At 68.4% G+C, this 15,517-nt stretch carries 23 protein-coding genes; 1 reads left to right on the forward strand and 22 read right to left on the reverse strand.

The features are described from left to right. A partial coding sequence (locus VLG41_RS02540; protein WP_325347830.1) for a S1C family serine protease occupies positions 1-471 on the forward strand: 471 nt, incomplete at its 5' end. Between the two features lie 22 nt (positions 472-493). On the opposite strand, the gene tatC is transcribed toward VLG41_RS02540, so the two are convergent. From tatC to mlaD, 22 genes are all read right to left on the reverse strand, one after another. After that, a complete protein-coding gene (gene tatC / locus VLG41_RS02545; protein ID WP_325347831.1) occupies positions 494-1,291 on the reverse strand; it encodes a twin-arginine translocase subunit TatC in 798 nt (265 codons plus the stop codon). After that, a complete protein-coding gene (tatB, locus tag VLG41_RS02550; RefSeq protein ID WP_325347832.1) occupies positions 1,291-1,794 on the reverse strand; it encodes a Sec-independent protein translocase protein TatB in 504 nt (167 codons plus the stop codon). The genes tatC and tatB overlap by 1 nt, the downstream gene beginning before the upstream one ends. 61 nt (positions 1,795-1,855) lie before the next feature. Beyond that, on the reverse strand, positions 1,856-2,101 hold the full coding sequence (gene tatA, locus VLG41_RS02555) for a Sec-independent protein translocase subunit TatA (RefSeq protein ID WP_325347833.1): 246 nt from the start codon (positions 2,099-2,101) through the stop codon (positions 1,856-1,858). Positions 2,102-2,208: 107 nt separating this feature from the next. Further along, a complete protein-coding gene (locus tag VLG41_RS02560) occupies positions 2,209-2,574 on the reverse strand; it encodes a histidine triad nucleotide-binding protein (RefSeq protein ID WP_325347834.1) in 366 nt (121 codons plus the stop codon). 7 nt (positions 2,575-2,581) lie between these two features. After that, positions 2,582-2,971, reverse strand: a complete 390-nt coding sequence (locus VLG41_RS02565) for a hypothetical protein (protein WP_325347835.1) — start codon at positions 2,969-2,971, stop codon at positions 2,582-2,584. A 16-nt stretch (positions 2,972-2,987) separates the two neighbouring features. Further along, complete coding sequence (locus VLG41_RS02570) at positions 2,988-3,356, reverse strand: phosphoribosyl-ATP diphosphatase (RefSeq protein WP_414652421.1); 369 nt, start codon at positions 3,354-3,356, stop codon at positions 2,988-2,990. A 66-nt stretch (positions 3,357-3,422) separates the two neighbouring features. Beyond that, positions 3,423-3,812: a phosphoribosyl-AMP cyclohydrolase gene (gene hisI / locus VLG41_RS02575; RefSeq protein WP_325347837.1), complete on the reverse strand. Its 390-nt coding sequence runs from the start codon at positions 3,810-3,812 to the stop codon at positions 3,423-3,425. Beyond that, positions 3,812-4,573, reverse strand: a complete 762-nt coding sequence (gene hisF / locus VLG41_RS02580) for an imidazole glycerol phosphate synthase subunit HisF (RefSeq protein WP_325347838.1) — start codon at positions 4,571-4,573, stop codon at positions 3,812-3,814. The genes hisI and hisF overlap by 1 nt, the downstream gene beginning before the upstream one ends. A gap of 88 nt (positions 4,574-4,661) precedes the next feature. Further along, positions 4,662-5,402 (reverse strand): 1-(5-phosphoribosyl)-5-[(5-phosphoribosylamino)methylideneamino]imidazole-4-carboxamide isomerase, encoded by a 741-nt coding sequence (hisA, locus tag VLG41_RS02585; protein ID WP_325347839.1) that lies wholly within the window; start codon positions 5,400-5,402, stop codon positions 4,662-4,664. Positions 5,403-5,429: 27 nt separating this feature from the next. After that, positions 5,430-6,089 carry an imidazole glycerol phosphate synthase subunit HisH gene (gene hisH, locus VLG41_RS02590; RefSeq protein ID WP_325347840.1) on the reverse strand — a complete coding sequence of 220 codons (660 nt, stop codon included), beginning with the start codon at positions 6,087-6,089 and terminating at the stop codon, positions 5,430-5,432. Between the two features lie 19 nt (positions 6,090-6,108). Further along, a complete protein-coding gene (hisB, locus tag VLG41_RS02595) occupies positions 6,109-6,738 on the reverse strand; it encodes an imidazoleglycerol-phosphate dehydratase HisB (protein ID WP_325347841.1) in 630 nt (209 codons plus the stop codon). After that, entirely contained in the window at positions 6,735-7,835 is a 1,101-nt protein-coding gene (gene hisC / locus VLG41_RS02600) for a histidinol-phosphate transaminase (protein WP_325347842.1), read from the reverse strand. Before hisC ends, hisB begins: the two co-directional genes overlap by 4 nt. After that, positions 7,832-9,232, reverse strand: coding sequence for a histidinol dehydrogenase (gene hisD / locus VLG41_RS02605; protein ID WP_325347843.1), 1,401 nt, complete (start codon positions 9,230-9,232; stop codon positions 7,832-7,834). Before hisD ends, hisC begins: the two co-directional genes overlap by 4 nt. Further along, positions 9,229-9,876: an ATP phosphoribosyltransferase gene (gene hisG / locus VLG41_RS02610; protein WP_325347844.1), complete on the reverse strand. Its 648-nt coding sequence runs from the start codon at positions 9,874-9,876 to the stop codon at positions 9,229-9,231. Before hisG ends, hisD begins: the two co-directional genes overlap by 4 nt. Continuing rightward, positions 9,873-11,150, reverse strand: coding sequence for a UDP-N-acetylglucosamine 1-carboxyvinyltransferase (gene murA, locus VLG41_RS02615; protein WP_325347845.1), 1,278 nt, complete (start codon positions 11,148-11,150; stop codon positions 9,873-9,875). Before murA ends, hisG begins: the two co-directional genes overlap by 4 nt. A 4-nt stretch (positions 11,151-11,154) precedes the next feature. Beyond that, on the reverse strand, positions 11,155-11,394 hold the full coding sequence (locus tag VLG41_RS02620) for a BolA family protein (RefSeq protein ID WP_325347846.1): 240 nt from the start codon (positions 11,392-11,394) through the stop codon (positions 11,155-11,157). A 5-nt stretch (positions 11,395-11,399) separates the two neighbouring features. Continuing rightward, a complete protein-coding gene (locus tag VLG41_RS02625; RefSeq protein WP_325347847.1) occupies positions 11,400-12,155 on the reverse strand; it encodes an ABC transporter permease in 756 nt (251 codons plus the stop codon). Next, positions 12,152-13,099 carry an ABC transporter ATP-binding protein gene (locus VLG41_RS02630; protein ID WP_325347848.1) on the reverse strand — a complete coding sequence of 316 codons (948 nt, stop codon included), beginning with the start codon at positions 13,097-13,099 and terminating at the stop codon, positions 12,152-12,154. The genes VLG41_RS02625 and VLG41_RS02630 overlap by 4 nt, the downstream gene beginning before the upstream one ends. Before the next feature lie 132 nt (positions 13,100-13,231). After that, on the reverse strand, positions 13,232-13,504 hold the full coding sequence (locus VLG41_RS02635) for an STAS domain-containing protein (protein WP_325347849.1): 273 nt from the start codon (positions 13,502-13,504) through the stop codon (positions 13,232-13,234). Then, the gene (locus VLG41_RS02640) at positions 13,504-14,133 is read right to left on the reverse strand and encodes an ABC transporter substrate-binding protein (RefSeq protein ID WP_325347850.1); all 630 of its coding nucleotides are present in this window, start codon (positions 14,131-14,133) and stop codon (positions 13,504-13,506) included. The genes VLG41_RS02635 and VLG41_RS02640 overlap by 1 nt, the downstream gene beginning before the upstream one ends. 127 nt (positions 14,134-14,260) lie before the next feature. Further along, complete coding sequence (locus VLG41_RS02645; RefSeq protein ID WP_325347851.1) at positions 14,261-14,995, reverse strand: VacJ family lipoprotein; 735 nt, start codon at positions 14,993-14,995, stop codon at positions 14,261-14,263. Between the two features lie 26 nt (positions 14,996-15,021). Next, positions 15,022-15,510 (reverse strand): outer membrane lipid asymmetry maintenance protein MlaD, encoded by a 489-nt coding sequence (gene mlaD, locus VLG41_RS02650; protein ID WP_325347852.1) that lies wholly within the window; start codon positions 15,508-15,510, stop codon positions 15,022-15,024. Positions 15,511-15,517 lie beyond the last annotated feature (7 nt).

Genomic DNA, 15,517 nt, shown 5'->3' on the forward strand with positions numbered 1-15,517 from the left:
GGCGCCCTGGTGGACGTGCAGGGCCACCTGATGGGCATCAACACCGCCATCTACTCGCGTTCGGGCGGCTCCATGGGCATCGGCTTCGCCATCCCCACGTCCACCGCGCGCAGCGTGATGGAGGCCATCGTCAAGGAAGGCCGGGTCACGCGCGGCTGGATCGGCGTCGAGCCGCAGGACCTGACGCCCGAACTGGCCGAAAGCTTCGGCGTGGGCGCGCGCAGCGGCGTCATCATCACCGGCGTGCTGCAGAACGGTCCCGCGGCTCAGGCGGGCATCCGCCCGGGCGACGTCATCACGGCGGTCAAGGGCCAGGAGGTCAGGAACGTGCCGCAGTTGCTGGCGGCCGTGGCGGCGCTGCCGCCCGGTGAAAAGGCCCGCCTGGACGTGTTGCGGCGCGACGCGTCGATGCAGATCGACGTGACGCCAGGTCGCCGCAACCTCACCCAGCAGGCCGCCAACCGCCGCTGAACCCGGCCGCTGGCGGGCCGGTTCAGGACGCGGTCTTTTCGCCTTCGCCCTCTTCGTCCTCGGCCTGGGTGCGCTTGATGAAGATCTGCGCCCCCCAGATGCCGGCCTCGTAGAGCACGCACATGGGCACCGCCAGCGCCAGCTGCGAGATCACGTCGGGCGGCGTCACGACCGCGGCGATGATGAACGAGATCACGATGAAGTAGCCGCGGAAGTCCTTGAGCTTCTGCACCGACACCATGCCCATCTTGACCAGCAGCACCACCACGATGGGCACCTGGAAGGCCAGGCCGAAGGCCAGGTAGAGGCCCAGGATGGCTTCCACGTAGGACGCGATGTCGGGCGTGGCGGCCACGCTGGCGGGTGTGAACTTCTGGATGAAGCCGAACATCTTGTCGAGCACGAAGAACTGCACGAACGCAATGCCCGCGTAAGCCAGCAGGCTGCCCAGGAAGATGAGCGGCACTGCGAAGCGCTTTTCGTGGCTGTAGAGCCCCGGCGCGATGAACGACCACAGTTGGTACATCCACCACGGCAGCGACAGCAGCACCGCGGCCATGGCCAGCACCTTCAGCGGCACGAAGAACGGCGAGAACACGCCCACGGCGATCAGCCGCGCGTCGGGCGGCATGTGGGCGCGGATGGGAATGGCGATGAGGTCGATCAGGCCACTGGGGCCGGGCCAGAACGCCAGCAGGGCCATGCACACCGCCAGGCCGATGACGCTGTAGAGCAGGCGGTCGCGCAGCTCCATCAGGTGCTGCACGAAGGGCTGTTCGGTACCGGCGAGCTCGTCGTCGGAGTCGGGCTTGGTGGACATCAGCGAGACGGGTTGGACGGGCGCGGGCGGAAGCGGGCCACGCGCGCGGCCCCCGACTGGGTGCGGGTGCGCACGCCCGTGCGCGCCTTGAACCACTGCGGCACCGCCTTCTGCTTGAGGCGGAAGTTCTTCTTGGGATGCGTGTAGACCGGGTACACCGGCTGGCCGATGGACTGCATCACGTCCGCCTCGGTCGGCTCGCGCAGCGTGTCGCCCTCAAGGCCGGCGGTGGCGTCGGACCAGGATTTCTCGAACTCGCTGGTGGTGTCCTGCACGGAGGACTGCACGTCGCGCGCCGCGGTCTCCACCGAGTCCTTCATCTTCTTGAGCTCTTCGAGCTCCATGGACCGGTTGACCTCGGCCTTGACGTCGGCCACGTAGCGCTGGGCCTTGCCCAGCAGGGCACCCACCGTGCGCGCCACGCGCGGCAGTTTCTCGGGGCCGATGACGACGAGCGCCACCGCCCCGATGAGGGCCAGTTTGGAAATGCCGAGATCGATCATGGATCAGCCAAGGTCGCGGGACGCGCACGGGACGCGCGCAGCGCGGCGGGGGTGATTCACGTCAGCTTTTCTGCTTGGCTTCGACGTCGATGGTGCCCTTGTCGGCCGAGCTGTTCTGCGTGACCTGGGGGGCGGGGGTGCCGGTGGCATCGGACGGGGCGTTCTGACCGCCCTCCTTCATGCCGTCCTTGAAACCCTTGACGGCGCCACCGAGGTCGGAACCGATGTTCTTGAGTTTCTTGGTGCCGAACACCATGACCACGATGAGCAGCACGATGAGCCAGTGCCAGATGGAAAACGTACCCATGTCAATCTCCAGAGAGGTGGGGTGAGCGCGCGCGCAATGCTCGGATTCTAAGCCGCGGCCCAGGGTTCAACCGGTCGTCCCGCGTATGCCAACAGCGGCCGGATGGATCAACCCTTGGCCCAGGGACGGGGACCGCCGATCACGTGCACGTGCAGGTGATGGACCTCCTGCCCACCCTCCTGGCCCGTGTTGCACACGATGCGAAATCCGCCTTCGGGATAGGGGTTGCAGCCCTGCTCCAGCGCCAGTTTCGGGGCCAGGGTGAGCAGGCGGCCCATCAGGCGCTCGTGTTCCGGCCCCACCTGGGCCATGGAGGGAATGTGCACCTTGGGCACCATGAGGAAGTGCACCGGCGCCCAGGGATGGATGTCGTGGAAGACGAACAGGTCCTCGTCCTCGTACACCTTGCGGGACGGGATCTGGCCCGCGACGATCTTGCAGAAGACGCAGTTCGGGTCGTGCTGAGCGCTCATGAGGGTCTTATTGCGGCATGGGGCGGTTGGCGTTCATGTTCACCATGCCCCGGACGATGCGGTAGAGGAACCAGATGGAGATCAGGCACCAGGCGATCCAGCCCGGCACGAAGAGCAGCAACCACAGCGGAATGGTCACCACGTACAGGATGGCCGCCCAGATGACCGAGCGGATGCGCCAGGAGAAGTGGCTGGCCTGCCAGGTGCCGGCGGCCTCGTCGCGCTTCACCAGGTCGATGATCAGCGCCACGATGAGCAGCGCGATGCCGGGCTGCGCCGACGGCAACACCGCGCCCACCGCCACGATGAGGTGCAGGATGTAACTAAGCCAGCCCACGCTCTTGAGCGACTGGGCCTTTTCGTTGTCGGTCGTTTCCACGTCGATCACGTCGCTCATGGCAGAACTCCTTGCGTCATTCCTTCGCTTCGCGTTCGCGCACCTTGCGCAGCGCCTTCTCTTCCAGCCCGCTCAGGCCTTCGCGGCGCACCAGCTCGGCCACCACATCGGCCGGCGTCAGGCCGAAGTGGGCCAGCGCGATCATGCTGTGGAACCACAGGTCGGCGGTCTCGTTCACCAGCTTCTGGCGGTCGGCGCCCCCGTGCTCCAGGTCCTTGGCGGCCATCACGGCCTCGGTCGCTTCCTCGCCGATCTTCTTGAGGAAGGCATCGGGTCCCTTGTGCAACAGGCGCGCGACGTAGCTCTTCACGGGGTCACCGCCGTTCGCGGGCTTGCGGCTCTCGATCACGGCCGCCAGGCGGGCCAGGTCGTCGGTGCTGCTCAATGGGATACCTCCGCGCAACGCGCTGCGGTGCGAGCGACTTCGGGCGGCCGTGCGTCGCTCATGCGTTTATTTGTAGATGGATTCCGGGTCTTTCAAGACCGGTTCCACGGTGACCCATTGGCCATTCTCGTGGCGCTGGAAGAAACAACTGTGCCGGCCCGTGTGGCAGGCGATGCCCGGATCGTGCCCGAGTTGCGTGACCTTGAGCAGCACCACGTCGTTGTCGCAGTCCAGGCGGATGTCGTGCACGGTCTGCACGTGGCCGGATTCCTCGCCCTTGAACCAGAGCCTGCCTCGCGAGCGACTGTAGTACACGGCGCGGCCCAGTTCGGCGGTCTTCTGCAGGGCCTCGCGGTTCATCCAGGCGAACATCAGCACGTCGCCGGTGGCGGCTTCCTGCGCAATCACGGGCACCAGCCCCTGATCGTCCCATTTCACGGCGTCCAGCCAGTCCATCACAGCCTCACCGGAATGCCGCGCGCGGCCATGCGGGCCTTGGCCTGCGCGACGGTGTATTCGCCATAGTGAAAGATGCTGGCGGCCAGCACCGCGTCGGCACCGCCTTCCTGCACCCCATCGGCCAGGTGATCCAGATTGCCCACGCCGCCCGAGGCAATCACCGGCACGTCCACCGCGTCGCTCACGGCCCGCGTGAGCGCGAGGTCAAAGCCCGACTTGGTGCCGTCGCGGTCCATGCTGGTGAGCAGGATCTCGCCGGCGCCGAAGTCGGCCATCTGCTTCGCCCAGGCCACGGCGTCCAGCCCGGTGTTCTGGCGCCCGCCATGGCTGTAGACGTCCCAGCCCGCGCCATTGGCGCGGCGCTTGGCGTCGATGGCCACCACGATGCATTGGGCGCCGTACTTGTCGGACGCGTCGCGGATGACCTGGGGGTTGGCGATGGCCGCCGAGTTGAAGCTGGTCTTGTCGGCGCCCGCGTTGAGCAGGCGGCGCACGTCGTCCACGGTGCGCACGCCGCCGCCGACGGTGAGCGGAATGAAGACCTGCGAGGCCACGGACTCGATGATGGGCAGGATCAGGTCGCGGCCGTCGCTGGTGGCGGTGATGTCGAGGAAGGTGAGCTCGTCGGCGCCCTGCTCGTTGTAGCGGGCCGCGATTTCCACCGGATCGCCCGCGTCGCGCAGCTCGACGAAGTTGACGCCTTTCACGACACGGCCACCGGTGACGTCGAGGCAGGGGATGATCCGTTTGGCCAGCATCAGGCCGCGGCGCCGGGCCGCCCCAAGCAAGGCCGCACCCCCTCGGGGGGCAGCGAATACATGAAGTGATAAGCGTGGGGGTGCATGTTCATCCGTTGAGCTCGTCCGCGAGCTTCTGCGCGGCTTCGAAATCGAGGTCGCCGCTGTAGATGGAGCGCCCGCAGATCACGCCCTCCACGCCCTCATCCTCCACGGCGCAGAGTTTGCGGATGTCGTCGAGGTTGGAGAGGCCGCCCGAGGCGATGACCGGGATGGACAGCGACTGCGCGAGCTTGACCGTGGCATCGATGTTGATGCCGCTGAGCATGCCGTCGCGGCCGATGTCGGTGTAGACGATGGACTCGACGCCGTAGTCCTCGAATTTCTTGCCGAGGTCCACCACCTCGTGCCCGGTGAGCTTGCTCCAGCCATCGGTGGCGACCTTGCCGTCCTTGGCGTCCAGGCCCACGATGATGTGGCCGCCGAACGCCGTGCAGGCGTCCTGCAGGAAGCCGGGGTTCTTCACGGCCGCGGTGCCGATGATCACGTAGCGCAGGCCGGCGTCGAGGTAGCGCTCGATGGTGTCGAGGTCGCGGATGCCGCCGCCGAGCTGCACGTCCACCTCGCTGCCGATCTCCTTGAGGATGGCGCGGATGGCCTGCTCGTTCTTCGGCTTGCCCGCGAAGGCACCGTTCAGGTCCACCAGGTGCACGCGGCGCGCGCCCTTGTCGACCCAGTTGCGCGCCATGGCGGCCGGGTCCTCACTGAACACCGTGGATTGGTCCATGTCGCCCTGTTTGAGGCGAACGCAGTGGCCGTCCTTGAGGTCGATGGCGGGAATCAGCAGCATGGTCGTGGGCGGGCGCTGGCGCGCGGCTCAGGGGTTCCAGTGGAGGAAGTTGCGGTAGAGCGCGAGACCCTGGTCGGCGCTCTTCTCGGGGTGGAATTGGGTCGCAAAAATGTTATCGCGCGCGATCGCGGCTGCAAAGCGGCCACCGTAGTCCGCCACGCCCGCCACGTGCTCGGGCCTCTCGGGCCGCGCGTAGTAACTGTGCACGAAGTAGAAGTACGCGCCGTCGTCGATGCCCGCCCACAAAGGGTGCGCATCGCGGCCCAGGTCGTGGAACACGCGGTTCCAGCCCATCTGCGGCACTTTGTAGCGGCTGCCGTCGGGTTGGCGCCGCCCCTCGAGTTCGAAGCGCACCACCTGACCAGGGATCAGGCCCAGGCCGTCGGTGGGCCCTTCGTCGCTGCGGTCCAGCAGCATCTGCATGCCCACGCAGACGCCGAACAAGGGCTTGTTGGCGGCGGCGTGCAGCACGGCGTCCTTCAGGCCCGAGGCGGCCAGCGCGCGCATGCAGTCGCCCATGTGGCCCTGGCCGGGCAGCACCACGCGCTCGGCGGCCATCACGTCCTCCGGGCGCTGGGTCACGATGACCTGCACGCCGCTGCCCTGAGCGGCGTGCAGCACCGCCTGCGAAACCGAGCGCAGGTTTCCGCTCTCGTAGTCGACGACGGCGACCGTCCTGGCTTTCATCACGCGGAAAACGGAGGGTTCAGAGCGAACCTTTGGTGGAGGGGATCGCATCGCCCAGGCGCGGATCGCGCTCGAGGGCGAAGCGCACGGCGCGCGCGAAGGCCTTGAACACGGTCTCGGCCTGGTGGTGCGCGTTTTCGCCGTGCAGGTTGTCCACGTGCAGCGTGACGCCGGCGTGGTTGACGAAGCCCTGGAAGAATTCGTAGGTTAGCTGGGTGTCGAACGCGCCGATCATGCCGGCCTTGAAGGGCACGCGCATGTGCAGACCCGGGCGGCCGGAGAAGTCGATCACCACGCGCGAGAGCGCCTCGTCGAGCGGCACGTAGGCGTGGCCGTAGCGGCGGATGCCTTTCTTGTCGCCCACGGCCTGCGCGAAGGCCTGGCCCAGGGTGATGCCCACGTCTTCCACGGTGTGGTGGCCGTCGATGTGCAGGTCGCCCTTGGCGATGATCTCCAGGTCGATCAGGCCGTGGCGGGCGATCTGGTCGAGCATGTGGTCGAAGAAGCCGATGCCGGTGGACAGCACGGCCACACCGGCGCCGTCGAGGTTGATGCGCACACCGATCTGGGTCTCGTTGGTGTTGCGCTGCACCTGGGCCGCGCGGTCATGGGGGCCCGGGACGGGGAAAACGGGCGGGATCGAAGTCATAGGGCGGTCTGCAAGGCCTGGATGAGCCGGGCGTTCTCGTCGGGCGTGCCCACGGTGAGCCGCAGGCATTGGGCCAGCAGCGGATGCATTTTAGAAACATTCTTCACGAGCACGCCCTGGGCCTTGAGACCGTCGAAGGCGCGCTGCGCATCGGGCACACGCGCGAGCACCATGTTGGCCTCGCTCGGGAAGGGCGTGACGCCCGGCAGCCGCGCCAGCGCGGCCATCAGCGCCTCGCGTTGCTCACGGATCACGGCCGCCTGTTGCGCGAACACCTCGGCGTGCTCCAGCGCGAACAGCGCGCACTCGGCGTTGAGCGCGCTCACGTTGTAGGGCGGGCGCAGCTTGTCCACCTCGTTCACCAGAGCCGCCCGGCCCACCAGGTAGCCGATGCGCACGCCAGCCAGGCCGAACTTGGAGAGCGTGCGCATGAGCAGCACGTGGGCGTTGGCCTCGGGCCGGGCGCGCATCTCGTCGAGCCAGGTGTGGCTGGAGAAGGGCTGGTAGGCCTCATCGACCACCACCAGCCCGCCGAAGCTGGCGGCCTCGGCGATGAGGCGGCGCATGACGTCCACGTCGAAGCGGTTGGCCGTGGGGTTGTTCGGGTAGGCCAGGTAGGTGATGGACGGCCGGTGCGCGCGCATCGCCGCGCGCATGGCGGCCTCGTCGAGTTCGAAGCCGGCGGTGAGTGGCACGCCATGGAAGGCCAGGCCCTGCAACTGCGCGCTCATGGCGTACATCACGAAGCCGGGCACGGGCGCCAGCACGCTGGCGCCAGGCAGGTCGCAGGCCATGGCCAGCAGCGAGATGAGCTCGTCGGAGCCGTTGCCCAGCATCAGCGCCTGCCCGGCGGCCAGGTCGACGAACCGCTCCAGGGCGTGCTTGAGTTCGTCCACGCGCGCGCCGGGGTAGCGGTTGATGGCCACGGCGCCCAGGCGCCGGCCCAGCTCGGCCTGCAGCTCGGGCGGCAGCGCGAAGGGGTTTTCCATCGCGTCGAGCTTGAGCATGCCGGCCGAGTCCTGGATGGCGTAGGCCTGCATGGACTGGATGTCCTGTCGGATGCGCGCCAGCGCTTGGGGCAGGAGGGCGCTGTTCATCGCGGCGCTCCCCGCATCGGCGGCACGGTGGGCAGCCGCAGTTCGGCCGCGCGCGCGTGGGCCTGCAGGCCTTCGCCATAGGCCAGTTCGGCGGCCACGGTGCCCAGGGCCTGCGCGCCCCGCTCGCTCACCTCGATCAGGCTGCTGCGCTTCTGGAAGTCGTAGACGCCCAGCGGCGAGGAAAAGCGCGCGGTGCCGCTGGTGGGCAGCACGTGGTTGGGGCCGGCGCAGTAGTCGCCCAGGCTTTCGCTGGTGTAAGCACCCAGGAAGATGGCGCCCGCGTGCTTGAGCAGTGGCTCCCAGCGGTGCGGGTCGGCGCTGGACACTTCCAGGTGCTCGGGCGCGATGCGGTTGCTGATGGCGCAGGCCTCCTCCATGTCGCGCGTGAGGATGAGCGCGCCACGGTCGTTGAGGCTCTTGGCAATGATGGCCGCGCGCGGCATGGTGGGCAGGAGGCGCTCGATGGCGGCCTGCACGGCGTCGATGTAGGCCGCGTCCGGGCACAAGAGGATGCTCTGCGCCAGCTCGTCGTGCTCGGCCTGACTGAACAGGTCCATGGCCACCCAGTCGGCCGGCGTGCTGCCGTCGGCCAGCACCAGGATCTCGCTGGGCCCCGCGATCATGTCGATGCCCACGGTACCGAAGACGCGCTTCTTGGCGCTGGCCACGTAGGCGTTGCCGGGGCCGGTGATCTTGTCGACCTTGGGCACGGTGGCCGTGCCGTAGGCCAGCGCGGCCACGGCCTGGGCACCGCCGATGGTGAAGGCGCGCGTGACGCCGGCCACGTAGGCCGCCGCGAGCACGAGTTCGTTGCGCTCGCCGCGCGTGCCCGTGGCGGCACCGTTGCCACCTTCCGCGCCACCGGTCGCCACGCTGCCGCGCACGGGCGTGGGCACCACCATCACGATCTCGGGCACACCGGCCACGTGCGCGGGCACGGCGTTCATGATGAGGCTGGACGGATAAGCCGCCTTGCCACCGGGCACGTAGATGCCCACACGATCCAGGGGCGTGACCTTCTGGCCCAGCAAGGTGCCGTCTTCGTCGCGGTAACTCCAGCTTTCGCCGTTGGCCTTCTTCTGCGCCTCGTGGTAGCGGCGCACGCGCGCGGTGGCGGCCTGCAGGGCCTCGCGTTGCGCCACGGGCAAGGCGTCGAAGGCGGCCTTGAAATCGGCCTGGGTGAGCTCGAGCTCGCCCACACTCGCGGCCCGCAGGCCGTCGAAGCGCGCGGTGTATTCCAGCACCGCCGCGTCGCCGCGCCGCTGCACGTCGGCCAGGATGTCGGCCACCCGCTGCTCGATCGCGTGATCCGTCTCGCTCGACCAATGCAGGCGCTCGGCGAAGCGCGCCTCGAAATCGGACTGGGCGGTGGACAGGCGAAGGGGCTGGGCGTTCATGCGGGGGTGGGAACAATGGCGCCGGCGAAGGCGTCGATGAGCGGGCGCAGGCGCGCCTGTTTGAGTTTGAGGGCCGCCTGGTTCACCACCAGGCGCGAGCTGATGTCCATGATGCGCTCGACCTCGACGAGGTGGTTGGCCTTGAGCGTGTTGCCGGTGGACACGAGGTCCACGATGGCGTCGGCCAGGCCGGTGAGCGGGGCCAGTTCCATGCTGCCGTAGAGCTTGATCAGGTCCACGTGCACGCCCTTGCTGGCGAAGAACTCGCGCGCGATGGTGGTGTACTTGGTGGCCACGCGCAGGCGCGAGCCCTGGCGCACGGCCGAGGCGTAGTCGAAGTCGGCGCGCACGGCCACGCTGACGCGGCAGCGCGCGATGTTCAGGTCCAGCGGCTGGTACAGGCCCTGGCCGCCATGCTCGATCAAGGTGTCCTTGCCGGTCACGCCGAGGTCGGCGCCGCCGTTTTCCACGTAGGTGGGCACGTCGGTGGCGCGCACCAGCACCACGCGCACGTCGCTGTGGTTGGTGGGCAGGATGAGCTTGCGTGACTTCTCGGGGTCTTCCAGCACCTCGATGCCGGCCGCGCGCAGCAGCGGCAGGGTCTCGTCGAAGATGCGGCCTTTGGACAGCGCGAGCGTGATCACTTGATTCTTTCGATGTCCGCGCCGATGGCGCGCAGCTTCACTTCCATCTGATCGTAACCACGGTCCAGGTGGTAGATGCGGTCGACGATGGTCTCGCCCTCGGCCACCAGGCCGGCAATCACCAAGCTGGCCGAGGCGCGCAGGTCGGTGGCCATCACGGTGGCGCCGGACAGGCGCTCCACACCCTCCACCATCGCCACCTTGCCCTCGGTCTGGATGCGCGCGCCCAGGCGCACCAGTTCGTTCACGTGCATGAAGCGGTTCTCGAAGATGGTCTCCGTCACCTTGCTCGCGCCCTCGGCGATGCAGTTGACGGTCATGAACTGCGCCTGCATGTCGGTGGGAAAGCCGGGGTACTCGGTGGTGCGGAAACTCTGCGCCTTCATGCGGCCCGAGGCGCGGATGCGGATGAAGGGGCCGGCCGCGTTGGCGCCCGCCTCGATCTCTGCGCCCGCCTCGGTGAGCTTGTCGATCACCGCGTCCAGGTGGTCGGCGCGGCCGCAGCGCAGCAGCACGTCGCCGCCGGTGGCGGCCACGGCGCACAGGAAGGTGCCGGCTTCGATGCGGTCGGCCACCACCTGGTGCTCGCAGCCCTTCAGGCGGTCGACGCCCTGCACGTGGATGCGGCTGGTGCCGTGCCCCTCGATCTTCGCGCCCATGCGGATGAGCATCTCGGCCAGGTCGGTGACCTCGGGCTCCTGCGCGGCGTTCTCCAGCAGGGTCTCGCCCTGCGCCAGGGCCGCGGCCATCAGGAAGTTCTCGGTGCCGGTGACGGTCACCATGTCGGTGGCGATGCGCGCGCCGTGCAGGCGCCGCCCCTGCGGCAGGCGCGCCTCCATGTAGCCGTGCTCGACCGAGATCTCGGCGCCCATGGCCTGCATGCCCTTGATGTGCTGGTCCACCGGTCGCGAGCCGATGGCGCAGCCACCCGGCAGCGAGACGCGCGCGCGCCCGAAGCGCGCCAGCAGCGGCCCCAGCACCAGCACCGACGCGCGCATGGTCTTCACCAGGTCGTACGGGGCCTCGGCCCGCAGGCCGTCGGGCGCCTGCAGGCGGATGCCGCCGCGCTCGCCCAGGGTGTCGGTGCGCACGCCCATGTTGTTGAGCAGTTGCCGCATGGTCGCCACGTCGCGCAGGCGCGGCACGTTGGTCAGCGTCACGGCCTCATCGGTCAGCAAGGCGGCGCACAGTTCCGGCAGCGCGGCGTTCTTGGCGCCGGAGATCGGCACCTCGCCGCTGAGCGTGCGGCCCCCGCGGATCAGCAGTTTGTCCATGGTGTCAGTGTTGTGCCGCCCATTCGGCGGGGGTCAGGGTCTGCATCGACAGGGCGTGCACCTCGTCGGTCTGCATGCGGTTGCCCAGCGTGGCGTAGACGGCCTGATGGCGCTGGATCAGGCGCTTGCCTTCGAAAGCCGGCGACACGATGACGGCGGACCAGTGGCGGCCATCGCCCGTCACCTCGACGTGCTCGCAGGCCAGGCCGGCGGCGATGAGGGATTGCAGTTGTTCGGCGGTCATGGGTTTCAGTGGCGGACCTTGTAGCCGATCTTCAACAGGTGCAGGGCCAGGGCACTGACCGCCAGCAGCGCGCCGCCCACCAGGGCCAGGCTCAACCAGGGCGAGACGTCGCTCTGGCCGAAGAAGCCGTAGCGAAAGCCGTCGATCATGTAGAAGAAGGGGTTGAGGTGGCTCACGCGCTGCCAGAACTCGGGCAGCGAATGGATGGAATAGAACACGCCCGACAGGAAGGTCATGGGCATGATGATGAAGTTCTGGAACGCGGCCATCTGGTCGAACTTCTCGGCCCAGAGGCCTGCGATCAGCCCCAGCGCGCCCAGCAGCGCGGCACCCAGCACGCCGAACACCAGGATCCACAGCGGCGCCACGACGCTGGGTTGCGCGAACAGCCAGGCCACGACGAGCACGCCCAGGCCCACCGCGACGCCGCGCACGATGGACGAGCCCACGTAGGCCACGAACCAGGCGCGGTGCGACAGCGGCGTGAGCAGCAGGAACACCAGGTTGCCCATGATCTTGCTCTGGATGAGCGAGGAACTGCTGTTGGCGAAGGCGTTCTGCAGCACGCTCATCATCACCAGGCCGGGAACGAGGAACGCGGTGTAGCTCACGTCGCCGTACACCTGGGCGCGGCCTTCGAGCACGTGAGCGAACACGGCCAGGTACAGCAGCGCGGTGATGACGGGCGCGGCCACGGTCTGGAAGCCCACCTTCCAGAAGCGCAGCACCTCTTTGTAGAACAGGGTCTGCCAGCCGGTCATGCGGAGACTTTCGTGGACGAGGCCGAGGGCACCACCGGCGCGCCGCTGCCCGTGAGATCGAGGAAAACGTCCTCCAGGTCGGCCTTGCGGACCTCAATGTCCTCGGGCATGACACCGGCCTCGCGCAGGCGCGAGAGCACATGTTCCACCGCACGCGCGTCCAGCGCGGGCAGTTGCACCACGCGGCCGGTGATGCGCGCCTGCGCCGCGATATCGGCCGGCAGGGGCGTGTCGGTCTTGAAGCGCAGCACGTTGGAGGCCGCGCGCGCCAGCAGCGCCGAGGTGGATTCGAGCGCCACCACCTGCCCCAGCTTGAGCATGGCGATGCGGCTGCACAGGGCCTCGGCCTCTTCCAGGTAGTGGGTGGTGAGCAGCACCGTGCTGCCCAGGCGCTTGTTCAGGCCCGAGACGAATTGCCACAGGGTCTGGCGCAGCTCCACATCCACGCCGGCCGTGGGCTCGTCGAGCACGATGACCGGCGGCTTGTGCACCAGGGCCTGGGCGATCAGCACGCGCCGCTTCATGCCGCCCGAGAGCTGGCGCATGTTGGCCGAGGCCTTGTCGGCCAGGCCCAGGCCGGTGAGCAGCTCGTCGATCCAGTCGTCGTTGCGGCGGATGCCGAAGTAGCCCGACTGGATGCGCAGGGCCTCGCGCACGTTGAAGAAGGGGTCGAACACCAGCTCCTGTGGCACCACGCCCAACTGGCGGCGCGCGGCCTGGTAGTCGGCGTGCACGTCGTGGCCGTGGACGGTGATGCGGCCTTCGGTGGCGCGCGCCAGGCCGGCCAGGATGCTGATGAGCGTGGTCTTGCCCGCCCCGTTGGGGCCGAGCAGTCCGAAGAACTCACCCGGTTCGATGTCAAAGCTGACCGAACGCAGGGCGTGCAGGTCGCCACGCGAGGTGGCGTAGGTCTTGGAGACGTTCTGGAATGAGACGGCTGGCATGCGCAGCTACACCGCGGGACTGGGGCCCGTGGCACGGGACATCCGTGGCGGGCAAAGAACCGGGGATTCTACGGCTGGCCCTTCACCCGCGCTGGCCAAGGGGCGCGCGCCCGGGCCGCGTGGGGGCGGCCTTCAGGCAGGCAGCAGTTCCTGCACGCCGTAGGCCGCCACCAGTTCCCGCAGGCGAGGCGGCCAGTTCGTCACGTTCAGGGTGCGTCCGGCGCGCTGCGCGTCGCGCCGCAACTCCAGCAACAGCGCCACGGCGGACGAATCGAAGCTTCGCAAGTCACCGGCATCGACGAGGAAGGCACCCGCCGCTTGCGCGGTCAAGGCCCGACGCAGTTCCTGCAGCACGGCCGGGGCCTCCGACGTGGTCAGCCGCGCCGGCAGCCTTGCTTCGCTCATCAGTTGGTCTTGGCGGTGCCGCCGCCACTCTTGTTGCGCTGGGCCAGGGATTCGATCAGGCCGTCGATGCCCTTGGCGTTGATTTCCTGCGCGAACTGGGTGCGGTAGGTCTCCACCAGCCACAGGCCCAGCACGTTGAGGTCGTAGATCTTCCAGCTGTCGTTGGTCTTTTCCATGCGGTAGTCGAGCTGGATGGGCTCGCCACGGCCACGCACCTCGGAGCGCACCACCACCTCGGTGTCGGTCGGCTGCATGCGCAGGGGTTTGAAGCTCAGGGTCTGGTCGCGGACCTCGCCCAGGGCGCCGGAGTAGGTGCGCACCAGCAGGGCTTTGAACTCGGCCTGCAGGCGCTGCTGCTGCTCGGGCGTGGCCTGGCGCCAGTGGCGGCCCACGGCGGAGGACGTCATGCGGGTGAAGTTCACGTTGGGCATGATCTTCTCGTCCACCACGGCCATGATGCGGTCGATGTTGCCGGCCTTGATGGCCGGGTCGGCCTTGATCAGCTCCAGCACCTCGGTGGACAGGCGCTTGACCATGGCGTCGGGGGCCTCGGCCGCGCTCGCGGGCAGGGTGATGGCGGTGAACGCCAGCGCGATGCCGGCCAGCCAGGAACGTCGGTGCAATTTCATCATGTGTGAGTCCTTTCAAGGGCTTGTGGCCCGAGTGACGGCATTGTGGCGGTGCGAGGCGCGGCGAATGTGACCGGTTCCCCGGCGATGGTGACGAGGCGTATCGCAGCGAGCGCCCACTATCGCCTTATTCGGCGCCGTCTCCGTCGCCCAGGCCGATGCCCTTGTCGATCATGTCGTCGATCTGGCGCTGACGGCGGCCCAGGTAGAAATCGCGCATGAGGCTGTAGGGATCGAGCGCGGCGTCGTCAAAGATCTGACCGGCGCGCAGCAGGCCGGCGCGCGTGTCGACCACGCGCAGGGCGTACAGCGAGTTGCGGCTGGGCACGTGGTCCACGTGGGCCACCGGGTCGGCGGCGCTGTCGGCCACCAGGCCGCCGGCGTCGCGCACGGTGGACGGGCCGAAGAACGGCAGCACCAGATAGGCCCCCGAGGGCACACCCCAGCGGCCCAGGGTCTGGCCGAAGTCGATGCGGGTGCGCTGAATGCCGGCCTCGCTGGCGATGTCCAGCAGGCCACCAAAGCCCAGCACGGTGTTGACACCGAAGCGCATCAGGTTGTCGGCGGTCTCACGCGGGCGCAGCTGCAGGCCGGCGTTGACGGCGGACCACAGGTCACCCAGGTTGCCGAAGAAGTTGTTGACGCCGGTGCGCACCGGGCTGGGCGTGACGTCGACGTAGGCCGTGGCCACCGGCTTGAGCACCGCCCGGTCGACCGCGTCGTTGAAGCGGTAGACGCCGCGGTTGAAGGGCTCCAGCGGGTCCTTGGGGTTGGCGTCGGGGCCGGTGGCGCAGCCGGCCAGCAGCACCAGGGCCGCGGCCGCCGCCAGCGCGGGACGGAAGATGAATCGTGGGGTGGTCATTCTGCGAACTCCCTGGGGATCGGGGCTTATTCGGTGCCCGCTTCGGGCTTCTTTTCGGCGCCGTCGGCCGCGCGGCTGAACAGGAACTGGCCGATCAGGTTCTCCAGCACCAGGGCCGACTGCGTCTGCGTCACCAGTGCGCCATCGGCCAGGTTTTCCGGGTCGCCGCCCGGCTCGATGCCCACGTACTGCTCGCCCAGCAGGCCGCTGGTGAGGATCTTCATGGAGCTGTCGCGCGGGAAGGCGTAGCGCTTTTCCAGCGTGAGCGCGACGCTGGCCTGGAAGGTCTTGTCGTCGAAGCCGATGGTTTCGACCCGACCCACCACCACGCCGGCCGAGCGCACGGCCGCGCCGGCCTTGAGACCGCCCGCGTTGTCGAAGCGGGCCGTGACGCGGTAGGTGGGCTCGAAGCTGATCTGCAAGAGGTTGGCCGATTGCAGCGCGAGGAACAGGATGGCCGCGCCGCCGATGAGCACGAACAGGCCGACCCAGAAGTCGTTTTTGGAGGAGGTCATGGTGTTT

The sequence above is a fragment of the Hydrogenophaga sp. genome (genome assembly GCF_035481345.1).
Lineage (GTDB): Bacteria > Pseudomonadota > Gammaproteobacteria > Burkholderiales > Burkholderiaceae_C > Hydrogenophaga.

Excerpts from the sequence above, each read along its gene's own strand:
- tatC (WP_325347831.1), bottom strand. The coding sequence starts at position 1,291 with ATGTCCACCAAGCCCGACTCCGACGACGAGCTCGCCGGTACCGAACAG.
- tatB (WP_325347832.1), bottom strand. The coding sequence starts at position 1,794 with ATGATCGATCTCGGCATTTCCAAACTGGCCCTCATCGGGGCGGTGGCG.
- tatA (WP_325347833.1), bottom strand. The coding sequence starts at position 2,101 with ATGGGTACGTTTTCCATCTGGCACTGGCTCATCGTGCTGCTCATCGTG.
- VLG41_RS02560 (WP_325347834.1), bottom strand. The coding sequence starts at position 2,574 with ATGAGCGCTCAGCACGACCCGAACTGCGTCTTCTGCAAGATCGTCGCG.
- VLG41_RS02565 (WP_325347835.1), bottom strand. The coding sequence starts at position 2,971 with ATGAGCGACGTGATCGACGTGGAAACGACCGACAACGAAAAGGCCCAG.
- hisI (WP_325347837.1), bottom strand. The coding sequence starts at position 3,812 with ATGGACTGGCTGGACGCCGTGAAATGGGACGATCAGGGGCTGGTGCCC.
- hisF (WP_325347838.1), bottom strand. The coding sequence starts at position 4,573 with ATGCTGGCCAAACGGATCATCCCCTGCCTCGACGTCACCGGTGGCCGT.
- hisA (WP_325347839.1), bottom strand. The coding sequence starts at position 5,402 with ATGCTGCTGATTCCCGCCATCGACCTCAAGGACGGCCACTGCGTTCGC.
- hisH (WP_325347840.1), bottom strand. The coding sequence starts at position 6,089 with ATGAAAGCCAGGACGGTCGCCGTCGTCGACTACGAGAGCGGAAACCTG.
- hisB (WP_325347841.1), bottom strand. The coding sequence starts at position 6,738 with ATGACTTCGATCCCGCCCGTTTTCCCCGTCCCGGGCCCCCATGACCGC.
- hisC (WP_325347842.1), bottom strand. The coding sequence starts at position 7,835 with ATGAACAGCGCCCTCCTGCCCCAAGCGCTGGCGCGCATCCGACAGGAC.
- hisD (WP_325347843.1), bottom strand. The coding sequence starts at position 9,232 with ATGAACGCCCAGCCCCTTCGCCTGTCCACCGCCCAGTCCGATTTCGAG.
- murA (WP_325347845.1), bottom strand. The coding sequence starts at position 11,150 with ATGGACAAACTGCTGATCCGCGGGGGCCGCACGCTCAGCGGCGAGGTG.
- VLG41_RS02620 (WP_325347846.1), bottom strand. The coding sequence starts at position 11,394 with ATGACCGCCGAACAACTGCAATCCCTCATCGCCGCCGGCCTGGCCTGC.
- VLG41_RS02625 (WP_325347847.1), bottom strand. The coding sequence starts at position 12,155 with ATGACCGGCTGGCAGACCCTGTTCTACAAAGAGGTGCTGCGCTTCTGG.
- VLG41_RS02630 (WP_325347848.1), bottom strand. The coding sequence starts at position 13,099 with ATGCCAGCCGTCTCATTCCAGAACGTCTCCAAGACCTACGCCACCTCG.
- VLG41_RS02635 (WP_325347849.1), bottom strand. The coding sequence starts at position 13,504 with ATGAGCGAAGCAAGGCTGCCGGCGCGGCTGACCACGTCGGAGGCCCCG.
- VLG41_RS02640 (WP_325347850.1), bottom strand. The coding sequence starts at position 14,133 with ATGAAATTGCACCGACGTTCCTGGCTGGCCGGCATCGCGCTGGCGTTC.
- VLG41_RS02645 (WP_325347851.1), bottom strand. The coding sequence starts at position 14,995 with ATGACCACCCCACGATTCATCTTCCGTCCCGCGCTGGCGGCGGCCGCG.
- mlaD (WP_325347852.1), bottom strand. The coding sequence starts at position 15,510 with ATGACCTCCTCCAAAAACGACTTCTGGGTCGGCCTGTTCGTGCTCATC.